At 57.7% G+C, this 23,396-nt stretch carries 25 protein-coding genes and 1 riboswitch; of the genes, 4 read left to right on the forward strand and 21 right to left on the reverse strand.

Annotated features, from left to right (window positions below):
- Window positions 1–19 precede the first annotated feature (19 nt).
- The 7 genes from trpB to rpsA form a co-directional block, all read right to left on the reverse strand.
- Window positions 20–1,255 (reverse strand): tryptophan synthase subunit beta, encoded by a 1,236-nt coding sequence (gene trpB, locus BFV97_RS03040; RefSeq protein WP_069298816.1) that lies wholly within the window; start codon window positions 1,253–1,255, stop codon window positions 20–22.
- Window positions 1,256–1,351: 96 nt separating this feature from the next.
- Entirely contained in the window at window positions 1,352–2,512 is a 1,161-nt protein-coding gene (locus BFV97_RS03045; protein WP_069298817.1) for a beta propeller repeat protein, read from the reverse strand.
- A 73-nt stretch (window positions 2,513–2,585) separates the two neighbouring features.
- Complete coding sequence (locus BFV97_RS03050; RefSeq protein WP_069298818.1) at window positions 2,586–3,218, reverse strand: phosphoribosylanthranilate isomerase; 633 nt, start codon at window positions 3,216–3,218, stop codon at window positions 2,586–2,588.
- A 5-nt stretch (window positions 3,219–3,223) separates the two neighbouring features.
- Window positions 3,224–3,568 (reverse strand): LapA family protein, encoded by a 345-nt coding sequence (locus BFV97_RS03055; protein ID WP_083225473.1) that lies wholly within the window; start codon window positions 3,566–3,568, stop codon window positions 3,224–3,226.
- Window positions 3,569–3,677: 109 nt separating this feature from the next.
- Window positions 3,678–3,959, reverse strand: a complete 282-nt coding sequence (gene ihfB, locus BFV97_RS03060) for an integration host factor subunit beta (RefSeq protein WP_069298819.1) — start codon at window positions 3,957–3,959, stop codon at window positions 3,678–3,680.
- Between the two features lie 65 nt (window positions 3,960–4,024).
- The gene (gene sppA, locus BFV97_RS03065; RefSeq protein ID WP_069298820.1) at window positions 4,025–4,942 is read right to left on the reverse strand and encodes a signal peptide peptidase SppA; all 918 of its coding nucleotides are present in this window, start codon (window positions 4,940–4,942) and stop codon (window positions 4,025–4,027) included.
- Window positions 4,943–4,969: 27 nt separating this feature from the next.
- Window positions 4,970–6,676, reverse strand: coding sequence for a 30S ribosomal protein S1 (gene rpsA, locus BFV97_RS03070; protein ID WP_083225474.1), 1,707 nt, complete (start codon window positions 6,674–6,676; stop codon window positions 4,970–4,972).
- Between the two features lie 379 nt (window positions 6,677–7,055).
- On the opposite strand from rpsA, the gene BFV97_RS03075 reads away from it, so the two are divergent.
- Both BFV97_RS03075 and BFV97_RS03080 read left to right on the forward strand, forming a co-directional pair.
- Window positions 7,056–8,141, forward strand: a complete 1,086-nt coding sequence (locus BFV97_RS03075; protein WP_069298822.1) for an OmpA family protein — start codon at window positions 7,056–7,058, stop codon at window positions 8,139–8,141.
- Window positions 8,138–8,692 carry a hypothetical protein gene (locus BFV97_RS03080; RefSeq protein WP_069298823.1) on the forward strand — a complete coding sequence of 185 codons (555 nt, stop codon included), beginning with the start codon at window positions 8,138–8,140 and terminating at the stop codon, window positions 8,690–8,692. Before BFV97_RS03075 ends, BFV97_RS03080 begins: the two co-directional genes overlap by 4 nt.
- A 17-nt stretch (window positions 8,693–8,709) precedes the next feature.
- On the opposite strand, the gene BFV97_RS03085 is transcribed toward BFV97_RS03080, so the two are convergent.
- The 13 genes from BFV97_RS03085 to BFV97_RS03145 form a co-directional block, all read right to left on the reverse strand.
- Window positions 8,710–9,336 carry a (d)CMP kinase gene (locus BFV97_RS03085; protein ID WP_069298824.1) on the reverse strand — a complete coding sequence of 209 codons (627 nt, stop codon included), beginning with the start codon at window positions 9,334–9,336 and terminating at the stop codon, window positions 8,710–8,712.
- A 71-nt stretch (window positions 9,337–9,407) separates the two neighbouring features.
- On the reverse strand, window positions 9,408–10,748 hold the full coding sequence (aroA, locus tag BFV97_RS03090; RefSeq protein WP_069298825.1) for a 3-phosphoshikimate 1-carboxyvinyltransferase: 1,341 nt from the start codon (window positions 10,746–10,748) through the stop codon (window positions 9,408–9,410).
- A 106-nt stretch (window positions 10,749–10,854) separates the two neighbouring features.
- Window positions 10,855–11,844, reverse strand: a complete 990-nt coding sequence (locus BFV97_RS03095; RefSeq protein ID WP_069298826.1) for a sulfotransferase family protein — start codon at window positions 11,842–11,844, stop codon at window positions 10,855–10,857.
- A 131-nt stretch (window positions 11,845–11,975) separates the two neighbouring features.
- Window positions 11,976–12,689: a tRNA (guanosine(46)-N7)-methyltransferase TrmB gene (trmB, locus tag BFV97_RS03100; protein WP_069298827.1), complete on the reverse strand. Its 714-nt coding sequence runs from the start codon at window positions 12,687–12,689 to the stop codon at window positions 11,976–11,978.
- A gap of 87 nt (window positions 12,690–12,776) precedes the next feature.
- Window positions 12,777–13,943 carry a methionine adenosyltransferase gene (gene metK, locus BFV97_RS03105; RefSeq protein ID WP_069299060.1) on the reverse strand — a complete coding sequence of 389 codons (1,167 nt, stop codon included), beginning with the start codon at window positions 13,941–13,943 and terminating at the stop codon, window positions 12,777–12,779.
- A gap of 4 nt (window positions 13,944–13,947) precedes the next feature.
- Window positions 13,948–13,997, reverse strand: a riboswitch (SAM-SAH riboswitch).
- Between the two features lie 33 nt (window positions 13,998–14,030).
- The gene (gene lnt, locus BFV97_RS03110; RefSeq protein WP_245667544.1) at window positions 14,031–15,572 is read right to left on the reverse strand and encodes an apolipoprotein N-acyltransferase; all 1,542 of its coding nucleotides are present in this window, start codon (window positions 15,570–15,572) and stop codon (window positions 14,031–14,033) included.
- Window positions 15,565–16,431, reverse strand: coding sequence for a hemolysin family protein (locus tag BFV97_RS03115; protein ID WP_069298829.1), 867 nt, complete (start codon window positions 16,429–16,431; stop codon window positions 15,565–15,567). The genes lnt and BFV97_RS03115 overlap by 8 nt, the downstream gene beginning before the upstream one ends.
- Window positions 16,432–16,471: 40 nt before the next feature.
- A complete protein-coding gene (ybeY, locus tag BFV97_RS03120; RefSeq protein ID WP_069298830.1) occupies window positions 16,472–16,978 on the reverse strand; it encodes an rRNA maturation RNase YbeY in 507 nt (168 codons plus the stop codon).
- Between the two features lie 3 nt (window positions 16,979–16,981).
- On the reverse strand, window positions 16,982–17,983 hold the full coding sequence (locus tag BFV97_RS03125; RefSeq protein ID WP_069299061.1) for a PhoH family protein: 1,002 nt from the start codon (window positions 17,981–17,983) through the stop codon (window positions 16,982–16,984).
- A gap of 181 nt (window positions 17,984–18,164) precedes the next feature.
- Window positions 18,165–18,455: a hypothetical protein gene (locus tag BFV97_RS03130; RefSeq protein WP_108721617.1), complete on the reverse strand. Its 291-nt coding sequence runs from the start codon at window positions 18,453–18,455 to the stop codon at window positions 18,165–18,167.
- Window positions 18,456–18,469: 14 nt separating this feature from the next.
- On the reverse strand, window positions 18,470–19,033 hold the full coding sequence (locus tag BFV97_RS03135; protein ID WP_425412254.1) for an OmpA family protein: 564 nt from the start codon (window positions 19,031–19,033) through the stop codon (window positions 18,470–18,472).
- Between the two features lie 196 nt (window positions 19,034–19,229).
- Window positions 19,230–20,555, reverse strand: coding sequence for a tRNA (N6-isopentenyl adenosine(37)-C2)-methylthiotransferase MiaB (miaB, locus tag BFV97_RS03140; protein ID WP_069298832.1), 1,326 nt, complete (start codon window positions 20,553–20,555; stop codon window positions 19,230–19,232).
- Between the two features lie 99 nt (window positions 20,556–20,654).
- Complete coding sequence (locus tag BFV97_RS03145; RefSeq protein ID WP_216635940.1) at window positions 20,655–21,062, reverse strand: Ros/MucR family transcriptional regulator; 408 nt, start codon at window positions 21,060–21,062, stop codon at window positions 20,655–20,657.
- A gap of 215 nt (window positions 21,063–21,277) precedes the next feature.
- Between BFV97_RS03145 and BFV97_RS03150 the strand changes: the two genes are divergently transcribed.
- Window positions 21,278–22,138, forward strand: a complete 861-nt coding sequence (locus tag BFV97_RS03150; protein ID WP_069298833.1) for a glycosyltransferase family 2 protein — start codon at window positions 21,278–21,280, stop codon at window positions 22,136–22,138.
- 95 nt (window positions 22,139–22,233) lie between these two features.
- Here BFV97_RS03150 and irr read toward each other — a convergent pair whose 3' ends face one another.
- Window positions 22,234–22,668, reverse strand: coding sequence for a Fur family transcriptional regulator Irr (irr, locus tag BFV97_RS03155; RefSeq protein WP_069298834.1), 435 nt, complete (start codon window positions 22,666–22,668; stop codon window positions 22,234–22,236).
- 200 nt (window positions 22,669–22,868) lie between these two features.
- On the opposite strand from irr, the gene fabA reads away from it, so the two are divergent.
- Complete coding sequence (gene fabA / locus BFV97_RS03160) at window positions 22,869–23,375, forward strand: bifunctional 3-hydroxydecanoyl-ACP dehydratase/trans-2-decenoyl-ACP isomerase (RefSeq protein ID WP_069298835.1); 507 nt, start codon at window positions 22,869–22,871, stop codon at window positions 23,373–23,375.
- Window positions 23,376–23,396 lie beyond the last annotated feature (21 nt).

The following is a 23,396-nucleotide window of genomic DNA, read 5'->3' on the forward strand; positions in this document are numbered from 1 at the left end:
GTCCCCGCAGGTGAACATTTTATTCGCTGTCCATATCCCAACCCAGATGGCGGGCCACGGTGAAGATGTCCTTGTCGCCCCGTCCGCACATATTCATGACCATGATGTGGTCTTTGGGCAGGGTCGGCGCCAGTTTGCGCACATGGGCCAGCGCGTGGGAGGGTTCGAGTGCTGGAATGATACCTTCGGTACGACAAGAGAACTGGAACGCCTCCAGTGCCTCTGCATCGGTCACGCTGACATATTCGGCGCGGCCTGTGTCATGCAACCAGCTGTGCTCCGGGCCGATTCCGGGATAGTCCAGTCCGGCAGAGATCGAATAGCCTTCGAGGATCTGGCCTGCATCATCCTGCAGCAGATAGGTACGGTTGCCGTGCAGAACACCCGGCTTGCCGCCCAGCAGGGATGCGCAGTGTTCCATATTGTCGTTCACACCCTTGCCGCCGGCTTCGACACCGATGATGCGCACGCTTTTGTCGTCCAGAAACGGAAAGAACAAACCCATCGCGTTAGAACCGCCGCCAATGGCTGCAATCACACTGTCGGGCAGCGCGCCTTCGCCTTCATGCTCTGCCAGTTGTTCACGTACTTCCTTGCCGATGATGCTTTGGAAATCGCGCACCATAGCGGGGTAGGGGTGGGGTCCGGCCACGGTGCCGATGCAGTAGAAGGTTTCATCCACATAAGTCACCCAATCGCGCAGCGCGTCGTTCATGGCGTCCTTCAGCGTACCACGACCGGAGGTTACAGGTACCACTTCAGCGCCGAGCAGCTTCATGCGGAACACATTGGGGGCCTGACGCTCTACATCATGGGCCCCCATATAGACCACGCATTTCAAACCGAATTTGGCGCAGACCGTGGCTGTGGCCACCCCGTGTTGCCCGGCACCTGTTTCCGCGATAATCCGCGTCTTACCCATGCGCCGTGCCAGCAGGATTTGCCCCAGCACGTTGTTAATCTTATGGGCGCCAGTGTGGTTCAGTTCGTCCCGTTTGAAATAGACCTTCGCACCGCCTAGTTCTTCGGTGATGCGGCTGGCGAAATAGAGCGGGCTGGGACGGCCGACATAGTGTTTCCACAGGTAGTCCATCTCGGCCCAGAAATCCGGATCAACCTTTGCTTTTTCATATTCGGCTTCCAGATCGAGGATCAGCGGCATCAGGGTTTCAGACACAAACCGTCCGCCGAAATCACCGAACCGGCCGTTTTCGTCAGGGCCGGACATAAAGGAATTGAGCAAATCGTTCATCAGGGTTCTCCTTGGGTCGCATGTGATCTAGCCCGACTCCCGCGTCAGGTAAACCCTGCCCTGAAAAGAGGCGGTTTTTTCGGGGCGATCCCTGCAGACTCAGCGGTGTTCCAGCACCTCCACCGCCAGAATTGTCGGCAGATGGCGCACAATCTCGTGCCAGCTTTCGCCTTCGTCCAGACTGGCAAAAACCGAACCGCTGTTGGTGCCGAAATAGAGGCCAGCCGTATCATTGCGATCCCCGCCCATAGCCTGCCGCAGCACGGTAAAGAAACAGCCTTCCTGCGGCAGCCCGTTGCGCAGGGCCTGCCAGCTTTCCCCGCCGTTACGAGACCGCCAGACCGCCGCCGCCGCATCGGGCGGATAGCGTCCCGCGCTATCCCCGTTCAGCGGAATGGTCCATAAGGTCTGCCCGTCCCGCGGATGCACCCGTACCGGAAACCCGAAAGTAGAAGGTAATCCGGTGGTAATATCGTCCCAACTGCGCCCCCCGTCCGCAGAGCGCCAGACCCCGTGGTGGTTCTGCTGGTAAAGCAGGTCCGCATCACCGGAGGCACGCATGATGTTGTGGACGCAATGACCGGTTTCTCCATCGCGCGGGGCGGCGGGATGATCGTGCTGCGGGCACGCCTGCGCGTTGGACATGCGGTTGCGCCGCTCCCAGCTTTTGCCTCCGTCCTCTGACGCAAAGACGCCTGCCGCAGAAATGCCGACCCAAAGCTTTTGCGGATTGGCCGGATCGGACAGGATGGTGTGCAGCGTCAGCCCCGCCGCACCGGGATTCCAGTCTGCCGCAGATGGGTGGTCGGTCAGGCTTTCAACCCGTGTCCAGCTATCACCGCGATCCGCGCTTTGCAGCAGGTTCGCCGGTTTGGTTCCGGCATAAAGCCTGTCCCCCGCCAGCGCCAGCGACCAGACCTGCGTGAAATCGTTGCCGAAGGGCAGGGGGGCATCGCTCCAGCCGATCATCGCGGCGAAATCGGGGTCATTTGCGGCCCAGTCGTCCATTGATCCACGGGACAGACGGGTCAAGCCCCATGTTTCGCCCAGGTCGTCGGACCGCCAAACCCCTGCGCCGAAAAAATCACCGCCACCCCCGGCCCAGAGCGTTCCTGTGGACGGATCTCCGATCACATGGTTGATGGGCCATCCGTCACAAGACGGGCCGCTGATCTGCCAGCCGCTGCGAGACTCTCCGCCAGATGCTAGAAAGACGCCTTTGGTGGTGCCAATAAGTAAGGTTGTGCGCAGGGTTTCCATGATCTCACTCCTCCGCCCCTGAGACTAGCACAGGATCGGATCGGGAGAGGTCAAAAAACGTTAAGGATCTGGATCAGGCCGAGGCTGCCTTGCAAAAAGCCGCGATTTTCGCGCTGTCTTTGACGCCGGGCGCGGATTCCACGCCGCTAGAAACATCCACCTGCCGTGCGCCTGTCTTCTGCATGGCCAGCGCAACGTTTTCAGGGTTGAGACCTCCGGCCAGCATCCACGGCACCGCCCAGCGGCGCCCTGCAATCAGCGACCAGTCAAAGGACAGCCCGTTGCCCCCCGGCAGATCGGCGGTCTTTGGGGGCTTGGCATCCACCAGCAACTGATCGGCCACGCGGGCATATTCATTCAGGGCGGGCAGGTCATCGGCATCGGCCACGCCCACGGCCTTCATCACCGGCAGGCCATAGCGGGCTTTGACCTCGGCCACACGTTCGGGCGTTTCCTTGCCGTGAAGTTGCAGCATATCGATGGGCACCTCTGCCAGTATCGCATCGAGTTCGGCATCGGTTGCATTGACCGTCAGGGCCACCTTGCATACCCCTTCGGGCGCCGCGAGAGCGAGGTCCCGTGCGGTGGGAATGTCTACATTTCGCGGCGATTTCGGAAAAAACACAAAACCGACATAAGCCGCGCCAGCAGAGACAACCGCCTGCAACGACTCCTGCGTGGTGATCCCGCAAATTTTCACTGGCATGGCGATTACTCGATCAGGGCAAGCACATCATCCGTGCCTTCGCCGGATTTCGCTTTGAGAACCTTGTTTTCCCGTTCCAGACGGTGCAGTTCCTTGCCCTTTTTAGACAGGTCATGGCGATATTTGAATTCCCGCATCCATTCCCAGACAAACCCGATCAACAGGCCGACCACGATCCCCATGAAGATCACCAGAAATAGGGGCAGAGTGATGCTGCCGCTAAGCTGGAAGATCGAGGCGAGTTCCTCTGGCATCACCCGCAGGGTGACGGGGGCGCGGTTCGCAAGGGCAACAACGATCAGGCAAATCCCGATCACAGCGAGAAAGAGATAACGGATGTAACGCATCATGGGGCAAAACTCCTGCAATAGCACACACCTAATCCCACGCGGGATAAATGCAACTGACTTTATCGCTTTTTAGTCTGGTCGGACCTGTCGCACACCGCGACCAAAGGCATCAGCCTTCGTTCAGACGGTCCCGCAGAAGTTTGCCGGTTTTGAAGAAGGGAACGTGTTTTTCTTCCACCTGCACGGATTCTCCGGTGCGGGGGTTGCGTCCGATCCGGGCATCCCGCTTTTTGACAGAGAATGCGCCAAAGCCGCGTAATTCCACACGGTCGCCGTTGGCAAGCGCCTCGATGATTTCGTTGAACACTGTAGACACAATGCGTTCGACGTCCCGCTGGTAAAGATGCGGATTCGCTTCTGCAATTTTATCTACTAATTCGGAACGTATCATAGACTTCAGTCCTCCCAAAAGGTGCGGCCTTATCTTGGCTCTGCTTGGGTATGACTTTACAGAATTTACTTTACGATGGAATAGAGCCGTGGCCCTGATTGTGCCGAAAATCGCTGTAACATGCCGTTTTTGGCGAGAAATTTCCCGACCGGCCCCAAAAATCCACTCTCCTGATAGTCCGGAGTGTAAGGATCAACCGGAAGGCCCTCTGCAACCGAATCGAGCGAATCAATATACTGCTCTGCCTCGTCCACGCCGCCGATGGCGTCGATTAGCCCCAGTTCCAGCGCGACACGGCCAGTAAAAACCCGTCCGTCGGCCACCCGGTCAAGGTCTGCGCCGGACAGGTTGCGGCGCTCTTCAACCAAGCCGCGAAACCACTGATAGCTCTCGTCGATCAGGTCCTGCTCTGCGGCGAGCCCTTCGGGGCTGGCTTTGCGATAAGGGGTCAGGTCCGCTTTCAGCTCTGAGGAGCGGATGGTTTGCATGTTGATGCCAAGGGTGGACATCAGGTCGGTCACATCGGGATATTCCATGATGACACCGATGGAGCCGGTGACGGTATTCCCGCGTGCTATGATATAATCACTGCCAAGGGCGGCGATATACCCCCCCGATGCTGCGACTTCGCCCAAGACGGAAACCACAGGTTTCAGTTCGGCAATCTTGCGCAGGCGTTCGTAAAGCACTTCAGAACCGACAGTGGTGCCGCCGGGGCTGCTGATGGTCAGGATCAGGGCTTTGATGTTGTCGGATTCCTCTACCATACGTAGAGTTTCGTCCATCAGCGGGTCATCGTAAATCACACCGGACAGGTCCACATGGGCGATGTGATCCCCAAACCGGGGCGTGCCGGAGAAATAGACAGACAGGGCAATGAGGGCGGTCAGCAGGCCAAGCGTGGCAAAGACACCGCGCCAGAAAGCGGAGCGGCGCCACTTACGGCGCCGCTCCTCGTAGAAATCACGTTCAAAACCAGTCATTTCAGTTCCCAACGTGAAACTCTCTTATCAGTCGTCCTGGCCTTTGAGGGCCGCACCGAGGATATCCCCGAGAGACGCGCCGGAGTCCGAAGAACCGTACTGTTGTACTGCTTCTTTCTCTTCTGCAATCTCGCGTGCTTTGATCGACAGACCAAGGCGACGGGAGGATTTGTCGATGTTGGTAACGCGTGCGTCTACCTTGTCGCCAACGCTGAACCGCTCCGGGCGTTGCTCTGCACGATCACGGGACAGGTCGGAACGACGGATGAAGGATTTCATGCCATCATATTCGACCTCGATGCCGCCGTCCTCGATGGAGGTCACGGTCACAGTTACCACAGCACCGCGCTTAACGCCGGCTGTTGCATCTGCGAAGGGATCACCGTCCAGGGCTTTGATCGACAGGGAGATACGCTCTTTTTCGGCGTCGATGTCAGTGACAACAGCCTTGACGATATCGCCTTTAGAGTAATCAGCCATGGCTTCTTCGCCGGAACGGTCCCAATCCAGATCGGACAGGTGAACCATGCCGTCGATGTCGCCTTCCAGACCGACAAACAGACCGAATTCAGTGATGTTCTTAACTTCACCTTCAACTTCTGTGCCGATTGGGAATGCAGTCTCGAAGTTCTCCCACGGGTTGCCCTGAGTTTGTTTCAGGCCAAGGGATACACGACGTTTCACGCTGTCGATCTCCAGAACCATCACATCTACTTCTTGCGAAGTGGACACGATTTTGCCCGGGTGTACGTTCTTCTTTGTCCAGGACATTTCGGACACGTGGACCAGACCTTCGACACCGGCTTCCAGCTCTACAAATGCACCGTAGTCGGTGATGTTTGTAACGCGGCCCTTGTGTACGGATTCCAGCGGGTAGCGTGCTTCCACGTCGCCCCAAGGATCGTCTTGCAGTTGCTTCATACCCAAAGAGATACGGTGTGTCTCTTTGTTGATCTTGATCACCTGAACCTTGATGGTTTCACCGATTGTCAGGATTTCAGACGGGTGGTTCACACGACGCCAAGCCATGTCTGTCACGTGCAGCAGACCGTCTACGCCGCCCAGATCCACGAACGCACCGTATTCGGTGATGTTCTTGACGACACCGTCAACGGTTTCGCCTTCGGACAGGTTGCCAACGATTTCCGCACGCTGTTCAGCACGGGACTCTTCGAGAATGGCGCGACGGGATACAACGATGTTGCCACGACGACGGTCCATTTTCAGGATTTGGAACGGCTGTGCCATACCCATCAGAGGGCCGGCATCGCGTACAGGGCGTACGTCCACTTGGGAGCCTGGCAGGAACGCAACAGCGCCGCCCAGATCCACTGTGAAGCCACCTTTGACGCGGCCGAAGATTGCGCCTTCGACACGCTCTTCTGCTTCGTAGGCTTTTTCCAGACGGTCCCATGCTTCTTCGCGACGGGCTTTGTCACGAGAGATAACAGCTTCGCCGCGGGCGTTCTCAACGCGCTCGAGGTAAACCTCTACGCTGTCGCCAACTTCGATTTCAGGCGCCTGGCCCGGGGCTGCAAATTCTTTAAGATCAACACGGCCTTCCATTTTGTAGCCGATGTCGATGATGGCCTGACCGGCTTCAATTGCCAGAACAGTCCCTTTAACAACCGAACCTTCGTCCGGCGTGTCAATTTCAAAGCTCTCCTGCAAGAGGGCTTCAAAGTCTTCCATTGTCGCGTTAGCGCTCATATATGCGTTTCCTTTTTGCGTCATTTTACTGGCCGCGCGGTTGGTCCCACGGGTCTTTGGGTTTCGTTTCTCACGTCCGGCGTAACGGGAATTGCTTACACACACAAAGGGCCGGAGTACGTCCAGCCCTGCTCTTCCCGTCGGCGTTGTATCCGCCACCACTTGTCGTGATTGCCCGCGCTATAGATCAGATTTGCCCGCGCTACAAGGGTAAAGCGGCCCATACCCCTTGTAGAGCGGGGTTTGCGGGGCCGGATCGCGGTATTCGCGCAGGGTCCGGCGCAATCCGGTCGGGCCCGCCCGAAGCATTCAAATCGTTGTGTTAAAACGCAATCTGACATAGGATTTATGTAAGTAATACTCAAAACACTTCAATTTTAGTCCAATTCGTAAAGGTTTCGCCATGGGCATTTCTTTATTCTGGAATACAATTCGCACAATTATTACCACCGCTTTTGTTTGCGGGGCGGTTGTTCCCGCGCTGGGGCAAAGCGACCCTTTCGCCAGCGGCTGGACCCTGAACAACGAACAGTCCTCGCTGAATTTCCAATCGGTCAAAAACCAGACCAAAGTGGAAAGCAGCAGCTTTGCCACGTTTTCGGGGAGCATCGCAGAGGACGGGGCCGCTACCGTAACGGTGATGCTGGAAAGCGTGGACACCAAGATCGACCTGCGCAATGTGCGGATGCGTTTTTTGTTTTTTGAAAGCTTTCAATACCCCGAAGCGGTGATCACAGCGCAGCTTGATCCCGCAGAACTGGCCGATCTGCCAACGGTGCGGCGCAAGACCCTGTCACTGCCCTATGCGCTTGATCTGCACGGGGTGCAGAAAGAGGCCACAGCAGATGTAGTTGTCACCCTGATCAACGAGGATCTGGTCTCGGTCGCGACCACCACGCCGATTTCCATAGCGGCTGCGGATTTCAATCTAATGGGGGGCGTGGAAAAACTGGAGGATGCCGCCAAGGTGGACATCATCCCCTCGGCCACTGTGACGTTCGATTTCATGTTTGCCAGAAACGCGTCGCAGGGCAGCACCGCGCCCACATCGGACCCTGAACCTTCGACAGAGCCTGCACAGGTGGCGCTGGAGCCGACGGGAAATTTCTCGGCAGAGGCTTGTATCGGGCGGTTTGAAATCCTGTCACGGTCCAACAACACCTATTTCAAATCCGGTTCCGCACAATTGGATGGCAAAAGCGAGCCGTTCCTGATCAGCATTGCGGACATCGTAAAGCGCTGCCCCGACATGGTGGTTGAAGTGGGCGGCCATACCGACAGCATCGGATCGGTTGCCTCTAACATGCGTCTGTCAGAACGCCGCGCCGCCTCCGTCCTGCGCAATCTGGTGGACAAGGGCGTGCCCGCTGCAAACCTGACCAGTGCAGGGTACGGAGAAAGCCAGCCCAAGGCCGATAACGCCACTTCCAAAGGCCGTTGGAAAAACCGCCGGATCGAATTTCGTGTGATCAAAGGTGCAACTGAATGAGAATATCCCGTTATGTGCCTGCGCTGGCATTCTGCCTAGTATCGGGAGGCGCCTTTGCAGCCTTGTTAAATGACCGGACCGAGTTGGCGCAAACACCTGCCGCCGATCAGCGGATTGCGGCGCTTGAAATTGTTGGCGGGGATGAGCCTGCGGTAAAGGCAGAGCCGGATCAGACAGAGAGCGATCCACCCAAGCCGCAACCCTCGGGCACAGGGCAGACCGCCACGCCACAATCTGCCGATCCGCTGCCGCCCGCAGCGCCGGTGGTGTTCACAACCCCGCTGGCCGCTGGCGGGCCGGACGTAGAGGGCAGGACGCTGGAGCAACTCATCGAAGGCTCGCCGCTGTTTCCCCCGATTGAAGGCTTGCCAGAGCAGCTTTGGAAGGGGAAAACCTGCTCCACCTGTCACCAATGGACGCGCACAGAGCTTTGTGATCAGGGCAAACGCTATCTTCCGGAGACCGGACAGGCCGCGCTGGACAAACAGCACCCCTATGGCGGTGCGGTCAAGCGGCACATGAAAGCCTGGGCTGAAAACGACTGTAATTAGGCGGCGTTAAAGCGGGGTTAACGCTTGGCGTCGATAATGGCGATGGCCTCGGCAACAGCCTCGGCTATGGTCATTTCTGAGGTATCCAGCAGATGGGCATCTTCGGAAGCCACCAAAGGCGCGGATTCCCGTTCGCTATCCCGCTTGTCCCGCGCGATCACATCGGCCAGAACGCCTTCATAGCTGGTCTCTTCCCCCCGTTCGGCCAGTTCCTTGTAACGGCGCTCGGCGCGGCGTTCGGTGCTGGCGGTAACAAAGAGTTTCACATCCGCGTCAGGGCAGATCACCGTGCCAATGTCGCGTCCGTCCAGCACAGCGCCCCCCGAACGGTTTGCAAACTCCCGCTGGAACGCCACAAGGTTTGCCCGCACTTCCGGAATCGCGGCGACCTTGCTGGCGGCTTGGGCCACAGCAGCGGTGCGCAGGTCGGTGCGGTGCAAATCCTCGGGGTTCACATCCGTCGAAAGCGCGATCACCCGTTCAGGGTCCAGCGACGGGCCGATACTGGCAAGGGCGGCGCGGCCAACAACGCGGTACAAAAGGCCCGTGTCCAGATGCGCAAAACCGAAATGCTCTGCCACGGCCTTGGAGACCGTCCCTTTACCTGCCGCTGCAGGCCCGTCGATTGCCACGATAAAGCTCATGTCGCATCCCTTTTCTACCTGAGTAGTTCAGCCAGCCCTACTTTAGCAAGCCGCCTTAGCCGAACGATACATCAATCGCGCGAAATCGCCGCGCCGAGCCCGTTCATCAAATCCTCGAAAATCGGAAAGCTGGTGGCAATCGCGCCGCCGTCATCAATGCTGACAGGTTTGGCGCTGGCCATCCCGAGACAGAGGAAAGACATGGCGATGCGGTGATCAAGGAACGTCATGGCTGTGCCACCACCCGGCACGTCGCCGTCCATGCCGTGAACGATCATATAGTCTGGCCCTTCTTCGACCGTAACGCCCATCGCTTCCAGCCCGCGGGCCATCGCGTCAATGCGGTCACATTCCTTGACTCGCAGTTCGGCAATGCCGCGCATGACGGTCTTGCCGCTGGCAAAGGCCGCGACGACCGACAGGATCGGGTATTCGTCAATCATGCTGGGCGCGCGGGCAGGGGGAACTTCGATTCCTGTCAGACCGGAGGCTTTCACCCGCAGGTCCGCCACCGGCTCTCCGCCTTCTTCGCGGCGGTTCTCAAAGGCAATGTCCGCCCCCATTTCCACCAGTGTATCCAGCAGCCCTGCACGGGTCGGGTTCAGCCCGATATTAGGCAGGACCACCTCTGATCCTTCAACTATCAGCGCCGCACAGACCGGAAAGGCAGCCGAACTCGGGTCCCGCGGCACCGCAATGGTTTGCGCCTTGAGTTCCGGCTGACCCTGAAGGGTGATCTCATAGCCTTCCGCCGTCTTTACCGTTTCAATCTGCGCACCAAAGCCCCGCAGCATCCGTTCGGAATGGTCGCGGGTTGCCTCTTTTTCAATCAACACGGTTTCGCCCGGTGTATTCAGACCCGCCAGCAGCACTGCGGATTTAATCTGCGCCGAGGCGTGGGGGCTGGTATAGCGCACCGGAACCGGATTTTTCGCGCCCACCATTGTTAGCGGCAAAAAGCCGTTCTGACGCCCGACAGCCTGCGCCCCGAACAGCGACAGCGGATCGGTGATCCGGCCCATCGGACGGGACCGCAGGCTGGCATCGCCGGTAAAGGTGGCATTGATCGGAGTGGTGGCCATTGCCCCCATGATCAACCGCACGCCGGTACCCGCATTGCCGCAATCAATCACATCATCCGGCTCGGCAAATCCGCCGACCCCGACACCATGCACTGACCACGCCTGATCGCCGGTCCGTGTTACTTCTGCCCCGAAAGCCGCCATCGCCTTGCCGGTGTCCAGAACATCCTGACCTTCCAGAAGGCCTGTGATCTTGGTTTCTCCCACCGAAAGGGCGCCAAGGATGAACGAGCGGTGGGAAACAGACTTGTCGCCGGGAATAACAGCCGAACCCCGCAGCGGGCCGGATTTACGGGAAGTCATCGGGATTGGAGCGCCGTGGCCTGACATGCGTATCACCTTTGTGCTTTTTCCCTGCCTATACCCCACGTCCGTTGCAAGGTCTAGAATGGCAGGCCCCTAAAGCACAAAAGCCGCAGGGCGGGGCGCTAACTGTTTAACTGTAATCCAACAGGGGCAGCAGGGGCGGATTTTCCGCCTGCAAACGGTTCAGCCCGACATAGCGTTTGCGCGGCGTGAAAACTTTGGTGTTCTCATACTCGCGCGGGTAGCCGAAAATATCCATGAGATCCCCGACCTTGTCTTCCACCATACGAATTTTCTTTTCGGGTAGGGCGGTCCGGTATTTGGCAAAATTCGAGGCAATCAGCGGTTTGTTCACATTTCCGCGTCGCCCGCCTGAACGCGCACGTTCCTGCGCTTGTTCGGTTTCGTGAAAACGGATCATTTCAGGATGGTATTCCTTGCCGATTGTTGCGCAAAGGGACTTTAGGGTGTCTTCCGGCGTCTGGAGTAGGTCCTCATAGCGGTGCAAGGACACACGGTCCGCGCCAAGCAATCCAAGCGCGCGCAACCCGCCTAACTGGTCTTCGCGCCACATCTTTATCGCATTAATGTCTGAACCGAACCGGTTCCCGTTTTCTTCTTCTGACAAAGCTTTTGTCGATGCCAGATAGTCCCGCGGGTCCCGGACCTGAAATACAAATTTTGCGTTGGGGAATGTATCAAGCAAGAAAAACATTGTATTGTGAAGATTGTTTTCCTTGATGAACACGGTTTTTCCGGCGGCTTCCGGCGTGACCTCCTGATATAGAAACCTCGCAAGCTCTTTCGGTTTTATTTCGGTCTGCGCCGAGAGCCAGGCTTCAGCGGTTGCGATATGATCTTCGGTCGCCAGAGAGCGCAGCCTGTGGTTGATCCGGCGTTTCATCATCCGCCAAACCTTGGATTCAATGCCTGCGTCCATCGTGCGAAAGAGATTTTGGAAGATCAGCACACCGAAATGGAAAGGGGGGGCGCAGTAAATCTCGGGATGTGCGCCCATGACCGTAGAAATGAGATTAGAGCCGGACCGTTCGGAACAAATCAGAAAGATTGGAGCGGAAGCATCCTGTACTGCGTTATCCGGTTTGTGTTCAGCAGTCATGATTTCCCCCTAAAGTTTTTCCATTCGCTGCGCCAAGTCAATGTCGTGCGCCAGCGATCATAAATGCAAATTTATTTCACTCAAGCCAAGTTCGCGCGCTGCGGATAGTCAGGGCAACCCCATCAAAACCGTCAGAGCTTGCGGAAGGTCATGTAGTGGGGGGTGCGGCCTTCGCGCAGGGCTTTTTGTTCGTAGCGGGTGGAAATCCAGTCCTCCCACGGTTTGCGCCAGTCCTCGGGGCCTTCGGCAAGCCATTCGAAATCATCCCGGTTCATCATTTGCTCCATTGTCTGGCGCACGTAATCAGGGATGTCGGTGGCAACGCGGAAAATTGCGCCGGACTTCAGGCATTTTGCCAGCGGGTCAAGATGTTCTGGCGTGACAAACCGGCGGCGGTGGTGGCGTTTCTTGGGCCAGGGGTCGGGATAGAGCAGAAAAGCACGCTCAACCGAGCCTTCGGGCAAAACATCCATCATGTCCCGCGCATCACCCGGATGTACGGCCAGATTGGTTACACCGGCCTTGCGGATCTTGCCGAGCAGTGTGGCAACGCCATTGATATAAGGTTCGCAGCCGATAATTCCCACATCGGGATTGCTGGCGGCCTGATGTACCACGTGTTCGCCGCCACCAAAGCCGACTTCCAGCCAGACCGGACGCGCGCCAAACAGAGCCTTTAGATCCAGCGGTGTGCGCTCGGGGTTTTCTTCCCAAGTCACACCTTTGGGGGCCAGCCCCTCCAGATCTTCCGCCAGATAGCGTTCGTGGGACTGGTGCAGGCCCTTGCCCTTGGTGCGCCCGTAGAAGTTGCGCCACGGGGCGCCGGATACGTGTTTTTCTCTCATGGGGGTGGGAGGTAAAACAAAAAGGCTCCGGACGCAATCCGGAGCCTTTCATTTGACGAAATTGCCGGTATTCGGCGTGGACCGGTTTCAGACGGCGCCTTTCAGGGCGTTGATCAAATCAGTGCGTTCCCAGCTAAACCCGCCGTCTGCAGTCGCGGCGCGGCCGAAGTGTCCGTAGGCAGCCGTGCGCTGGTAGATCGGGCGGCGAAGTTGCAGATGCTCGATAATGCCGCGCGGTGTCAGGTCCATCGCTTGTGCCACAGCCTTTTCGATTTCGGCTTCGGGTACTTCGCCGGTGCCGTGGGTGTCACAATAAATCGACAGCGGTTTGGCAACGCCGATCGCGTAGGACAGTTGCAGGGTGCAGCGTGTCGCCATTCCCGCCGCCACTACGTTTTTGGCCAGATAGCGTGCAGCATAGGCCGCCGAGCGGTCCACCTTGGTCGGGTCTTTGCCCGAAAACGCGCCGCCGCCGTGAGGGGCTGCGCCGCCGTAGGTGTCCACGATGATCTTGCGCCCTGTCAGGCCCGCATCCCCGTCCGGTCCGCCAATGACGAATTTGCCAGTCGGGTTCACGTGCCATTCGGTATCGGCTGAAATCCACCCGTCGGGTAGGGTCTTGCGGATGTAGGGTTCCACCACATCGCGCACATCGGCAGAGGACATGGAGTCATCCAGATGCTGTGTGGACAATACGATAGAGGTCACACCAACCGGCTGGCCGTCTACATATTTCACCGAAAGCTGTGATTTTGCATCCGGACCCAGTTGCGGCGTGTTGCCGGCGTGACGGGCCTCTGCCAGATCCCGCAGAACCGCGTGGCTGTAGTGGATCGGGGCAGGCATCAGATCGGGGGTTTCCGAACAGGCATAGCCAAACATGATCCCCTGATCGCCTGCGCCGTCCTTGTCCACACCTTGCGCGATATGGGCGGATTGCTCGTGCAGCAGGTTTTCGATCTCTAGGGTTTCCCAGTGAAAGCCGTCCTGTTCGTAGCCGATAGCCTTGACGCAATCGCGCACGATCCCGTCCACACCGTCCAGCACACTGGCGAGTTTTTCTTTTGAGGACAGCCCGATTTCGCCGCCGATTATCACGCGGTTGGTGGTGGCAAAGGTTTCACAGGCGCTGCGGGCCATTTCTTCTTCGCTCAGCAGAGCGTCGAGAATTGCATCTGAAATCCGGTCGCAAATTTTATCGGGATGGCCCTCGGAAACGGACTCCGAGGTGAAAAGGTAATTATTTCGGGACATGTAGTGCTCCAGTTTGAAAGAAAATGCCACGTCAGGAAGCCGTTGTGACACTCATTGCGAAAGGTCTATGGGGGGGCAGGGAATAGGTCAATGCCTATTAGAAGCCTCACGCCCTTGTGCTCGGACCCGTGTTGCGGCGTGGGGGCGTGCTTGCGGGCGGGGGCGCGACAGGGCAGCGCCCGCAAGGAGCAGCAGCGCCAGTGCAAGCCATATCCGCTCTCCAAAGCGGCTATAGGGTGTCGGTGCAAGCGGTTCGGGCAGGCGCACATCCACAAATCCGTCGGTGTTCAGGGCAAGCGCCTGCAAAACCTGTCCGTAAGGGCTGATCATCGCGGACACGCCGGTGTTGGCGGCGCGGGCGAGGGGTAGACCCTGTTCCACCGCGCGGGCACGGGACTGGACCAGATGCTGGTAGGGGCCGGAAAAGCTGCCGAACCATGCGTCATTGGTAATGTGGAGCAGCCATTCGGGGCGCTGGCCCTGCACTTGGGCATAGCCCGGAAAAATTGCTTCGTAACAGATCATCGGCAGATAGGGGGGCAGGCCGGGCCGGTCGATAATGCGCGGGCCTTTACCGGCGGCAAATCCGGTGCCGTCCTGTGCGGCCATGCCATAGATGCCGAACCTTGCAGCAAGATCGGCCAGCGGTACGTATTCTCCGAAGGGGACCAGATGGTGTTTGTCGTAGGTCGCCGCCACATCGCCGTTTCTGTCGAGATGGATCAGCGTGTTATAAAGCTCTGGCCCGTTGGGGCGCTGGATACCGCCGATAAACTGCGTGTCAGGCACGGCGGCACGCACCATGTCCATACCGCGCGGGTGTTCGCCGTAAGGAAACGGCAGGGCGGTTTCCGGCCAGATCACCACATCCACCGGCGCATCAAAACCTGCGGACAGGGACAGGCTGCGCTGGAAGAAGCGGGCCACATGATCCGGGTGCCATTTCAGCCGCTGCTCTGCGTTGGGTTGGACCAGCCGCAGGGTAACATCGCGCAAGGCGGGCGGACCCTCTGGCAACCGCACCGCGCCAATCCCCCAAGCCGCAAGCAATGTGACAAGCAGCGTGGCGCCCCGCAGCCAGCGGTTCGACCAGATCAGCGGCAACACCCCGATTGCGACCGTCACCATGCCCAATCCATGCGGGCCGATATAGGCGAGCAGTTGAAACACCGGCGTTTCCGACCAGATATAGGCCAACAGCCCCCACGGAAATCCTGTAAAGACATGGGCGCGCAGGAATTCTGCCAGTGTCAGGCTCGCCACCAGCGCCACCAGTCGCGCCTTGCCGCTACAACAGGCAGCAACGCCAAATCCCAGCCCCCAGAACAGCCCCAGACCAACGGCCAGAAACAGCAGGGCAAAAGGGGCCATCCAGCCGTAAATTTCGGGTTCGACAAAGAAAGGTTCGACGATCCAGAACATCGACCCTGCAAAATAGGCCGTTCCCGCCAGCCAGCCAAGCCGGAAGCCCGAACGCCAGTCCGCTGTGCGCAGCAACAGCCCGCCGAGCACCGGCAGACCCACCACAACCCCGATCGGAAACGAGAAGGGGGCCTGACCCAAAGCCAGAAGCAGGCCTGCACACAGGATCAGCGCCCGAAGCTGCCACTTCCCCAAAGGTTTAGACACGTGCAGGATCGCGGGTCACTCGCAGGCGTTTGATCCGGCGGGGATCGGCATCAACGATCTCAAATTCGATACCGCTTGGATGGGGGATGATCTCTCCTTTGGCGGGTACACGCCCTGTCAGCATGAAGACCAAGCCGCCCAATGTGTCGATTTCCTCGGCGTCGTCATCCGCCAGTGCACCCATATCAAGCATTTGTTCAAATTCGGACAAAGAGGCGCGGGACTGTGCCAGATACACACCGGGTTTTTCCTCGGCCCACATCACATCCTCTTCGGTGTCATGCTCGTCGACGATTTCCCCAAGTACGGTTTCCACCAGATCCTCAATGGTTAACAGACCGTCCACTCCGCCGTATTCGTCAATGACGAGGGCCATATGTATCCGGTCCGCCTGCATTTTCTGCAACAGCACACCAATCGCCATAGAGGGCGGCGCGAACAGCAGCGGGCGCAGCATCGGTTTGATTGCGAAATTCGCACCCGTGCCGTTGAAGCCGTATTTCAGGGCGAAATCTTTCAGGTGGATAAATCCAACCGGATTGTCGAGCTGGTCTTTGTAGACCGGCAGCCGCGAATAACCGCTTTCCTTGAACACCTTAACAAGCTCCGTCAGCTCGATGTCCTGGGAAACGGCGGTCACATCCGCGCGGGGCACGGCAACGTCCTCCAGCCGCATGGATTGCAGATTGCGCAAATCACCCGTGGGCAGGTTGGATTGTTCCAGTGTTTCCGGTGTTTCGATAAGGTCCGGGGATTTAGCCCCGGAAAAGAGGCGCTTGAAAAAGCCGCCTGTCTGGTCCTGATCCTCGGACTGCGCGCCAAGCGCTGCCCCAGAAGATCCGTCGATTGTGTCGCCCATGGCTCCTATCCGAAAAACGCGCCTGCAATACGGCGCGGGGTTAATATGGGTCTGCAATGCCCAAAGATGCAAGTATCTTCGTCTCCAAACCTTCCATTCGTGCTGCATCTGCATCGGTTTCGTGATCAAAACCAAGCAAATGAAGACAGGAATGTGCCAACAGATGGGTCAGGTGGTCCTCGAATTCAAGTTTTCCGGCCTCAGCCTCTTTGAAACAAGTGTCAAAGGACACGGCAATATCGCCCAGTTCGCTGTCCATCGGGTTGGTCAGAATGTCAGGTGGGGGGGCCGGTTCGTCGCCTTCCACCAGCGGTGCGAGTTCAAACGCGGGCCATGACAGAACATTGGTCGGGGCCGGTTTGCCGCGAAATTCCGCATTCAATTCGGCAATCCGCGCATCGTCACAGGCAAGCACCGAAACCTCGTATCCCTTGCCCGACAAGCCGCGTGCCGCAAAAACCGCCCCAATCGCGCGGTTGCACAAACGGGTGAGCGGCACGTCGTTCCATCGGTCGTCCTCTATCAGGACATCAATACTTGCGGGCATGGATCAGCCGCCGGTCTTGGCGTGTTTGTCATAGGCTTGGATGATCCGCGCCACCATTGGATGACGGACCACATCTTCGGCCTTGAACTTGGTCATGCCGACGCCTTTGACGCCTTTGAGAACCCGTTCCGCCTCGACCAGACCGCTCGGGACGCCGCGGGGCAGGTCCACTTGCGTCGTGTCGCCGGTGATCGCCATATGGCTGCCCTCGCCCATGCGGGTCAGGAACATCTTCATCTGCATGGTTGTGGCATTCTGTGCCTCGTCCAGCACGATGAAGGAATTGGACAGGGTGCGCCCGCGCATGAACGCCAGCGGGGCAATTTCGATCCGCTTTTCCTCGATTAACTTGGCCACTTGTTTGGCCGGCAGAAAGTCGTTCAGCGCATCGTAGAGCGGCTGCATATAGGGATCGACCTTGTCTTTCATATCGCCGGGCAGAAAGCCCAGACGCTCCCCTGCTTCAACAGCCGGACGGCTGAGAAGAATCCGGTCCACATGGCCTTCAATGAACATGGAGACACCGGCCGCCACCGCGAGATAGGTCTTGCCCGTGCCCGCCGGTCCCAATCCGAACACCAGTTCGTTCTTGAACAGGCTTTGCACATAGGCCCGCTGTGTGACCGTGCGGGGCTCCACCGTCTTTTTACGGGTGCGGATTTCATACCCGCCACCGGGGAACATTTCTTTCTGGTCGCCAGAGCGCTTACCCGCGTTCTGTTCGGCCCGTCCCATACGGATGGCCGCATCAATCTCGCCGGGCTCAACATCGCGGCCCTGTTCCAGCCTTTGATACAGGGATTGCAAGGCTTCACGCGCCCGTGCGACAGCATCCGCTTCGCCGTGGACATCCAGTTCGTTGCCACGACGGATGATCTGCACGCCAAGAGCGGATTCAATTTGGGTGAGGTTCTTGTCAAATTCGCCGCAAAGATCAATCAGCAGGCGGTTGTCAGGAAAAGTCAGATTGCTTTCGGGGTCGTTGGCCGAAATATCCGGCGCCATCGGGGCGGTTGTCGCCAAAGAAGTCTCCTAAGTCAAAGCGTGAACCTATTCAGCTATGGTGCAAAAACCCGCCGTTCACCGCAAGGGTCAATTCTTTATATAGGCGGAAAAACCCCACGGAAAAGGCCGGCGCTGGGCCGGCCCTATTTTATGCTCTGATTGTAGGATGGGCGTGACCCGCTTAAATCGGATCGGAGCCTTTTTTGAAGTCGCCTACAGCCATGCCCGGCTCGGCAATACCCGAGCAAACCGGCTTGCCGTATTTGTCGAGCCGTGCCGAGAGATAGCCCTCTACACCGTCGTCGATGATCCAGTGGTCACAGCCCCGAGGATCAACCCAGATGCCCGCGTTCAATTCGCTGACAGGATGGGAGTCAAAGCCGCGGTCAACGGTTTTGTTCCGTTTGTTATCGACACAACCGGCAAGTGCGACGGCGGCACCGAGAATAAGAATGCTCGTCTTGATTGTCATAGTCTTAACCTTCCTCAGCGCACGCAGGTGATTTCAACGCGGCGGTTTTTCTTTTTGCCCGCGGCGGTTCTGTTGGACGCAACCGGAACACGTTCGCCGTACCAGCGGATCTGTGCCCGTTTCCCGACCTGTGCTGCGACCTTGGCAACAGCGCGGGCGCGGTTTTCGGACAGATGCATGTTATAGGCATCGCTTGCATCACTGTCGGTGTGTCCGTCGATGATGAAGGATGTGGCATTGGCCTGTTTGAAGAACCCAGCCAGACGATTGCGGCCAGCGGTGCTGATGGCGTAGCGGTCCACCGCAAACAGCTGGTCGGTGTTCATAACGGCGCAAGGGTTGCCGCGGCGACACACCGGAATGCCGTCCCGCGTGACATGCGGGGTCATATAGCCCTCAACACCGTCATCCATTACCCAATGCTCGCAGCCGTCGGGATCAACCCAGACGCCTGGTACATATCTTTCGCCGGTGGCTTGGGTGGATTTGCGAACCACAACATCGTCGGCAAAAGCCGAACCCGCAAACACAAGACACCCGACTGCTGCAACTACAAATTTTACAGATCGGTTAAACACTGCAATTTCCCTTCACTTCCAACGAATATAAAAGTCCGGATTGCGTTCCAATAGACGCAACTCTCCCTATTGCGCCAAAGGTATCAAATTTCTACAAATTGTGAAGAAAAAAATGCCAACCACTAGGTCTTGTTTTGGAAACAATGACTCGGATCGCGCCCCTTTTGGTCGCGATCCGTGGAGAATAGGCGATGTCCTAGCCCTGCACCAGTTCCGCCGCGAGCGAGTTGCGCTCTGACCACAAGACTTTGGCCTGAACGATTTTTCCCACCTGATCGGGGGCAGCGTCCATATGGACTGCGTGCAGAAATTCGGACTTCCCGATCATCTGGCCCGGATTGCGGCCCGGTTTTTCCAGCAGCACAGGCAGGGTTTTTCCGACCATAGAATTCTGGAAATCCGCCTGATGCTCGCTCAGCAGGGCTTGCAGCCGTGCCAGACGGTCGTTCTTTTCCGCCTCATCCACATGGGTGCGGTCCGCAGCGGGCGTGCCGGGACGGGGGGAGTATTTGAAGGAATAGGCCTGTCCGTAGCGCACTTCGCGGCACAGATCGAGCGTGGCTTGGAAATCCTCTTCGGTTTCACCAGGAAAGCCGACGATAAAATCGCCCGAAAGCGCGATGTCGGGCCGTGCGGCGCGGATGCGCTCGATCAGCGCGAGGTATTCTGCAGCGGTATGTTTGCGGTTCATCGCCTTTAGAACCTTGTCGCTGCCGGCCTGCACCGGAAGGTGCAGATAGGGCATAAGCTTGTCGCAATCGCCGTGGGCCGCGATCAGGTCGTCGTCCATGTCGTTGGGGTGGCTGGTGGTGAAGCGGATGCGCTTCAATTCGTCGATTTTCGCCAGTTCGCGGATCAGTTGCGCCAATCCCCATTCGCTGCCCTGATGAGTGCCGTGGTATCCGTTCACATTCTGACCCAGCAGGTTAATCTCGACCACGCCACGCTCTACCAGATCGCGGGCTTCGGACAGGATTTGCTCTACCGAACGGGACACTTCGGCCCCGCGAGTGTAAGGCACCACGCAGAAAGCGCAGAATTTATCGCAGCCTTCCTGAACGGTCAAAAAGGCAGAGGGGGCGCGGCGCGCTTTGGGGCCGCGGGGCAGGTGGTCAAATTTATCTTCTGCCGGAAATTCGGTATCAACCTGCGCCTTTACCTTGCCGATCTTGGATTCCATTTCGGGCAGGCGGTGATAGGCCTGTGGCCCCACGACCAGATCGACCATCGGCTGACGGCGGATGATTTCTTCGCCTTCTGCCTGTGCCACACATCCGGCCACCCCGATTTTAAGGTCGGGATTTGCCGCCTTGAACGGTTTGTAACGCCCCAGTTCGGAATAGATCTTCTCGGCCGCTTTTTCACGGATATGGCAGGTGTTGAGCAGGATCATATCCGCCCCTTCAGGCGTGTCTGTCTCGACGTAACCCTGCCCGCCGAGGGCCGAGACCATCCGTTCGCTGTCATAGACATTCATCTGACAGCCGTAGGTTTTGACAAAGAGCTTCTTGGGTTCAGACATGATACGCACCGATTGATTGGGGGCAAATCCCCGTCAGATCGCAGGCTCTACACGCAAATCGGGCAATCGGCAACGGTTAGCAGGCACTGACGGCGCGGCTTAGCGGTTGCGGCCAAGGCCGCTGGCCCGCGCAAGTTCCTGACGTTTGGCGGCGTAGTTCGGGGCGACCATCGGATAATCCGTCGGCAACCCCCATTTTGCGCGGTATTCCTCGGGCGTCAGATCGTATTTCGACTTGAGATGTTTTTTCAGCATTTTGAACGCCTTGCCATCTTCCAGACAGATGATGTGATCCGGCGTGACGCTATCCTCGACGGGAACAGCCGGCATTGTGTCATTGGCGCGTCCCTGACTGTTCTGATAGATTTGCGTCACTTTTTCGTGGACCACATCCATGACAGCGGCGATCTGGTCCAGATCTACCTTGTTGCCTTGCAAATAGGCAGAGACGATGCGCGTGGTATGGTGCATCATATCCGAATCCATACGATCTACAGTCTGCTTCATCTTCGAACCTTCCAGCCAAGAACAGGCTGACCGGGGGGCCGGCCAGCGTTGAACACTTTTGTTAAGAAGCTAGGCGGGGCCGGATGGATTTCAAGAAATAACGCGGTGAGGGCGACCATCTTGCAGACTTGCGATTGCCCGCAGTTTGCGCCATTTTGCAGCCAAGCGCCGATAACATGAATAACGGCGGGGTTCAGGCAGGGGACAGGGGTTCTATGAAGGCAGATTCGCTGGAGATATTCCTCAGGAAACAGGCAGATACGCTTCTCAAGGGGCCGGTCGCGCTGATTTTTGCAGAGGATGAAATCGGCTTGGGCGCCACCCTGCGCCACCACGCCCGTATCGGGTTCGAAAATATCATCCTTCTGGCGCGAAAGGATACGGTATTACCTGCAGATTGCGTCCCCCTGTGTCATCATGTGGAGAACGATCCGGCCACGCAGGAAACGCTGGTGTCAGCGGTGAATAAGGCCATAACAGCACTGGAGGGGCGCTGGCTTTATTATTGTTACAACGGCGAATATCTGCATTTCCCCTTTTGCGAAACCCGCTCCATCAACGAGCTGATCACCTTCATCACCGAAGAGCGCCGCAGCTCGGCCTTTACCTATGTGATTGATCTTTACGCCGCCGATCTTGACAACAATCCCTACGGCTATTCGCTTGAGGATGCCCATCTGGATTCCTCCGGCTATTATGCGCTGAACCGCTGGAAAGACGGTCAGGTGATGGAGCGGCAGTTGTCGATTTATGGCGGGTTGAAGTGGCGGTTTGAAGAACATCTGCCCTGGGCCAAGCGCCGTATCGACCGTGTGGCCCTGTTCTGTGCCAAAGCAGGGTTGCAGATAGACGGGGACCAGTTGTTCAATGACGAAGAATATAACACCTATCAATGCCCGTGGCACCATTCGGTCACGATTGCCATCTGTTCCTTCCGCACCGCAAAATATCTAAAGTCCAATCCCGGATCGACGTTCGAGGTGAACAGCTTTGCGTGGTCCAAGTCGCAGAAATTCCGCTGGAATTCCCAGCAGTTGATGGATTTGGGGCTGATGGAGCCGGGGCAGTGGTTCTAGGCTGGAGCAGGCGTTCCCCTGCGCGATTGGGGCAGGGGGCAGGCACTGGCACAATCCTGCACTGTTGTTGATACCGCAGACCGCTTTCGGGTCGGTCAGGTGTTTTTGGAAAGCCGGATCACCACATCGACCCGTGCGATAGATGTGCCTGCCGGTGCTTCGGGTTCCTTCGCGAAGGCCACTGCGGATTTCGGGGCATCGGTCAATGTGCCGCTGTCTTCCCAATAATAATGGGGATGTTCATCCACGCGGGTATCAAAGTAAGAACGATGCCCGTCCACGGTGATTTCATTCATCAGACCGGCATCACAAAAGGTGCGCAGCGTGTTGTACACGGTCGCCAAAGAGACTTGTGCCCCATGTTCGGAGGCGGAACCGTAAAGGCTCTCGGCGGTGACATGGCGGTTGCGTCCGTCCCCCACCAAAAGCTCTGCCAGGGCCAGCCTTTGCTTGGTCGGACGCACGTCCGCGCTCAATAGCCACGTCCTGCCTAGGCTTTCGCCTGTTCCGGTTGGTGTAGTGTCTTGCATAACTGCCTCTGGATAAATCCATAGATTTCGCGTGAATATGCCCTGAAAACGCCGCCAATTCAAATGCAAAAGAAAAACGGGCCTTTTACGGCAGGGCATTTGCCTTATATGGCGGGGACGGTGACCTATTGCCAGCCTTTAGCGCACAATGGTAATAGCACTGTTACGACAACGAAAAAACTATCGGAGACAGGCCCTTTATGACAGATCGACCCACCAGCTTTGGATACGAAGACTTGCTGGCATGTGCCCGCGGGGAAATGTTCGGACCGGGCAATGCGCAATTACCCCTCCCTCCAATGTTGATGATGGACCGGATCACCGAAATCTCGGCCGATGGGGGAGAGCATGGCAAGGGTCATGTGGTTGCGGAATTCGACATCAAACCGGACCTGTGGTTCTTTGACTGCCATTTTCCGGGCAATCCGATTATGCCGGGCTGCCTTGGGCTGGACGGTCTGTGGCAGCTGACCGGCTTTAATCTGGGCTGGCGCGGTATGCAGGGGCGCGGCATGGCGCTGGGCGTTGGTGAGGTCAAGCTGACAGGCATGGTTAAACCGGATCGCAAGATGCTGACCTATCATGTGGATTTCACACGGGTGATCGACCGCAAGATCAAGGTCGGCGTTGCGAACGGACAGGTTTTTGCCGATGGCGATCCGATCTACACCGTTACAGACATGAAGGTCGGCCTGTCAGACGCCTGATCTGCCGACACCAAAGACATT

This window comes from Neptunicoccus sediminis (assembly GCF_001719615.1).
GTDB classification, from domain to species: Bacteria; Pseudomonadota; Alphaproteobacteria; order Rhodobacterales; family Rhodobacteraceae; genus Amylibacter; species Amylibacter sediminis.

Bases quoted from the DNA above. Each gene is read 5' to 3' on its own strand.
- BFV97_RS03045 (WP_069298817.1), bottom strand. From the start codon at position 2,512: ATGGAAACCCTGCGCACAACCTTACTTATTGGCACCACCAAAGGCGTC.
- BFV97_RS03050 (WP_069298818.1), bottom strand. From the start codon at position 3,218: ATGCCAGTGAAAATTTGCGGGATCACCACGCAGGAGTCGTTGCAGGCG.
- BFV97_RS03055 (WP_083225473.1), bottom strand. From the start codon at position 3,568: ATGATGCGTTACATCCGTTATCTCTTTCTCGCTGTGATCGGGATTTGC.
- ihfB (WP_069298819.1), bottom strand. From the start codon at position 3,959: ATGATACGTTCCGAATTAGTAGATAAAATTGCAGAAGCGAATCCGCAT.
- sppA (WP_069298820.1), bottom strand. From the start codon at position 4,942: ATGACTGGTTTTGAACGTGATTTCTACGAGGAGCGGCGCCGTAAGTGG.
- rpsA (WP_083225474.1), bottom strand. From the start codon at position 6,676: ATGACGCAAAAAGGAAACGCATATATGAGCGCTAACGCGACAATGGAA.
- BFV97_RS03075 (WP_069298822.1), top strand. From the start codon at position 7,056: ATGGGCATTTCTTTATTCTGGAATACAATTCGCACAATTATTACCACC.
- BFV97_RS03080 (WP_069298823.1), top strand. From the start codon at position 8,138: ATGAGAATATCCCGTTATGTGCCTGCGCTGGCATTCTGCCTAGTATCG.
- BFV97_RS03085 (WP_069298824.1), bottom strand. From the start codon at position 9,336: ATGAGCTTTATCGTGGCAATCGACGGGCCTGCAGCGGCAGGTAAAGGG.
- aroA (WP_069298825.1), bottom strand. From the start codon at position 10,748: ATGTCAGGCCACGGCGCTCCAATCCCGATGACTTCCCGTAAATCCGGC.
- BFV97_RS03095 (WP_069298826.1), bottom strand. From the start codon at position 11,844: ATGACTGCTGAACACAAACCGGATAACGCAGTACAGGATGCTTCCGCT.
- trmB (WP_069298827.1), bottom strand. From the start codon at position 12,689: ATGAGAGAAAAACACGTATCCGGCGCCCCGTGGCGCAACTTCTACGGG.
- metK (WP_069299060.1), bottom strand. From the start codon at position 13,943: ATGTCCCGAAATAATTACCTTTTCACCTCGGAGTCCGTTTCCGAGGGC.
- BFV97_RS03115 (WP_069298829.1), bottom strand. From the start codon at position 16,431: ATGGGCGACACAATCGACGGATCTTCTGGGGCAGCGCTTGGCGCGCAG.
- ybeY (WP_069298830.1), bottom strand. From the start codon at position 16,978: ATGCCCGCAAGTATTGATGTCCTGATAGAGGACGACCGATGGAACGAC.
- BFV97_RS03125 (WP_069299061.1), bottom strand. From the start codon at position 17,983: ATGGCGCCGGATATTTCGGCCAACGACCCCGAAAGCAATCTGACTTTT.
- BFV97_RS03130 (WP_108721617.1), bottom strand. From the start codon at position 18,455: ATGACAATCAAGACGAGCATTCTTATTCTCGGTGCCGCCGTCGCACTT.
- miaB (WP_069298832.1), bottom strand. From the start codon at position 20,555: ATGTCTGAACCCAAGAAGCTCTTTGTCAAAACCTACGGCTGTCAGATG.
- BFV97_RS03145 (WP_216635940.1), bottom strand. From the start codon at position 21,062: ATGAAGCAGACTGTAGATCGTATGGATTCGGATATGATGCACCATACC.
- BFV97_RS03150 (WP_069298833.1), top strand. From the start codon at position 21,278: ATGAAGGCAGATTCGCTGGAGATATTCCTCAGGAAACAGGCAGATACG.
- irr (WP_069298834.1), bottom strand. From the start codon at position 22,668: ATGCAAGACACTACACCAACCGGAACAGGCGAAAGCCTAGGCAGGACG.
- fabA (WP_069298835.1), top strand. From the start codon at position 22,869: ATGACAGATCGACCCACCAGCTTTGGATACGAAGACTTGCTGGCATGT.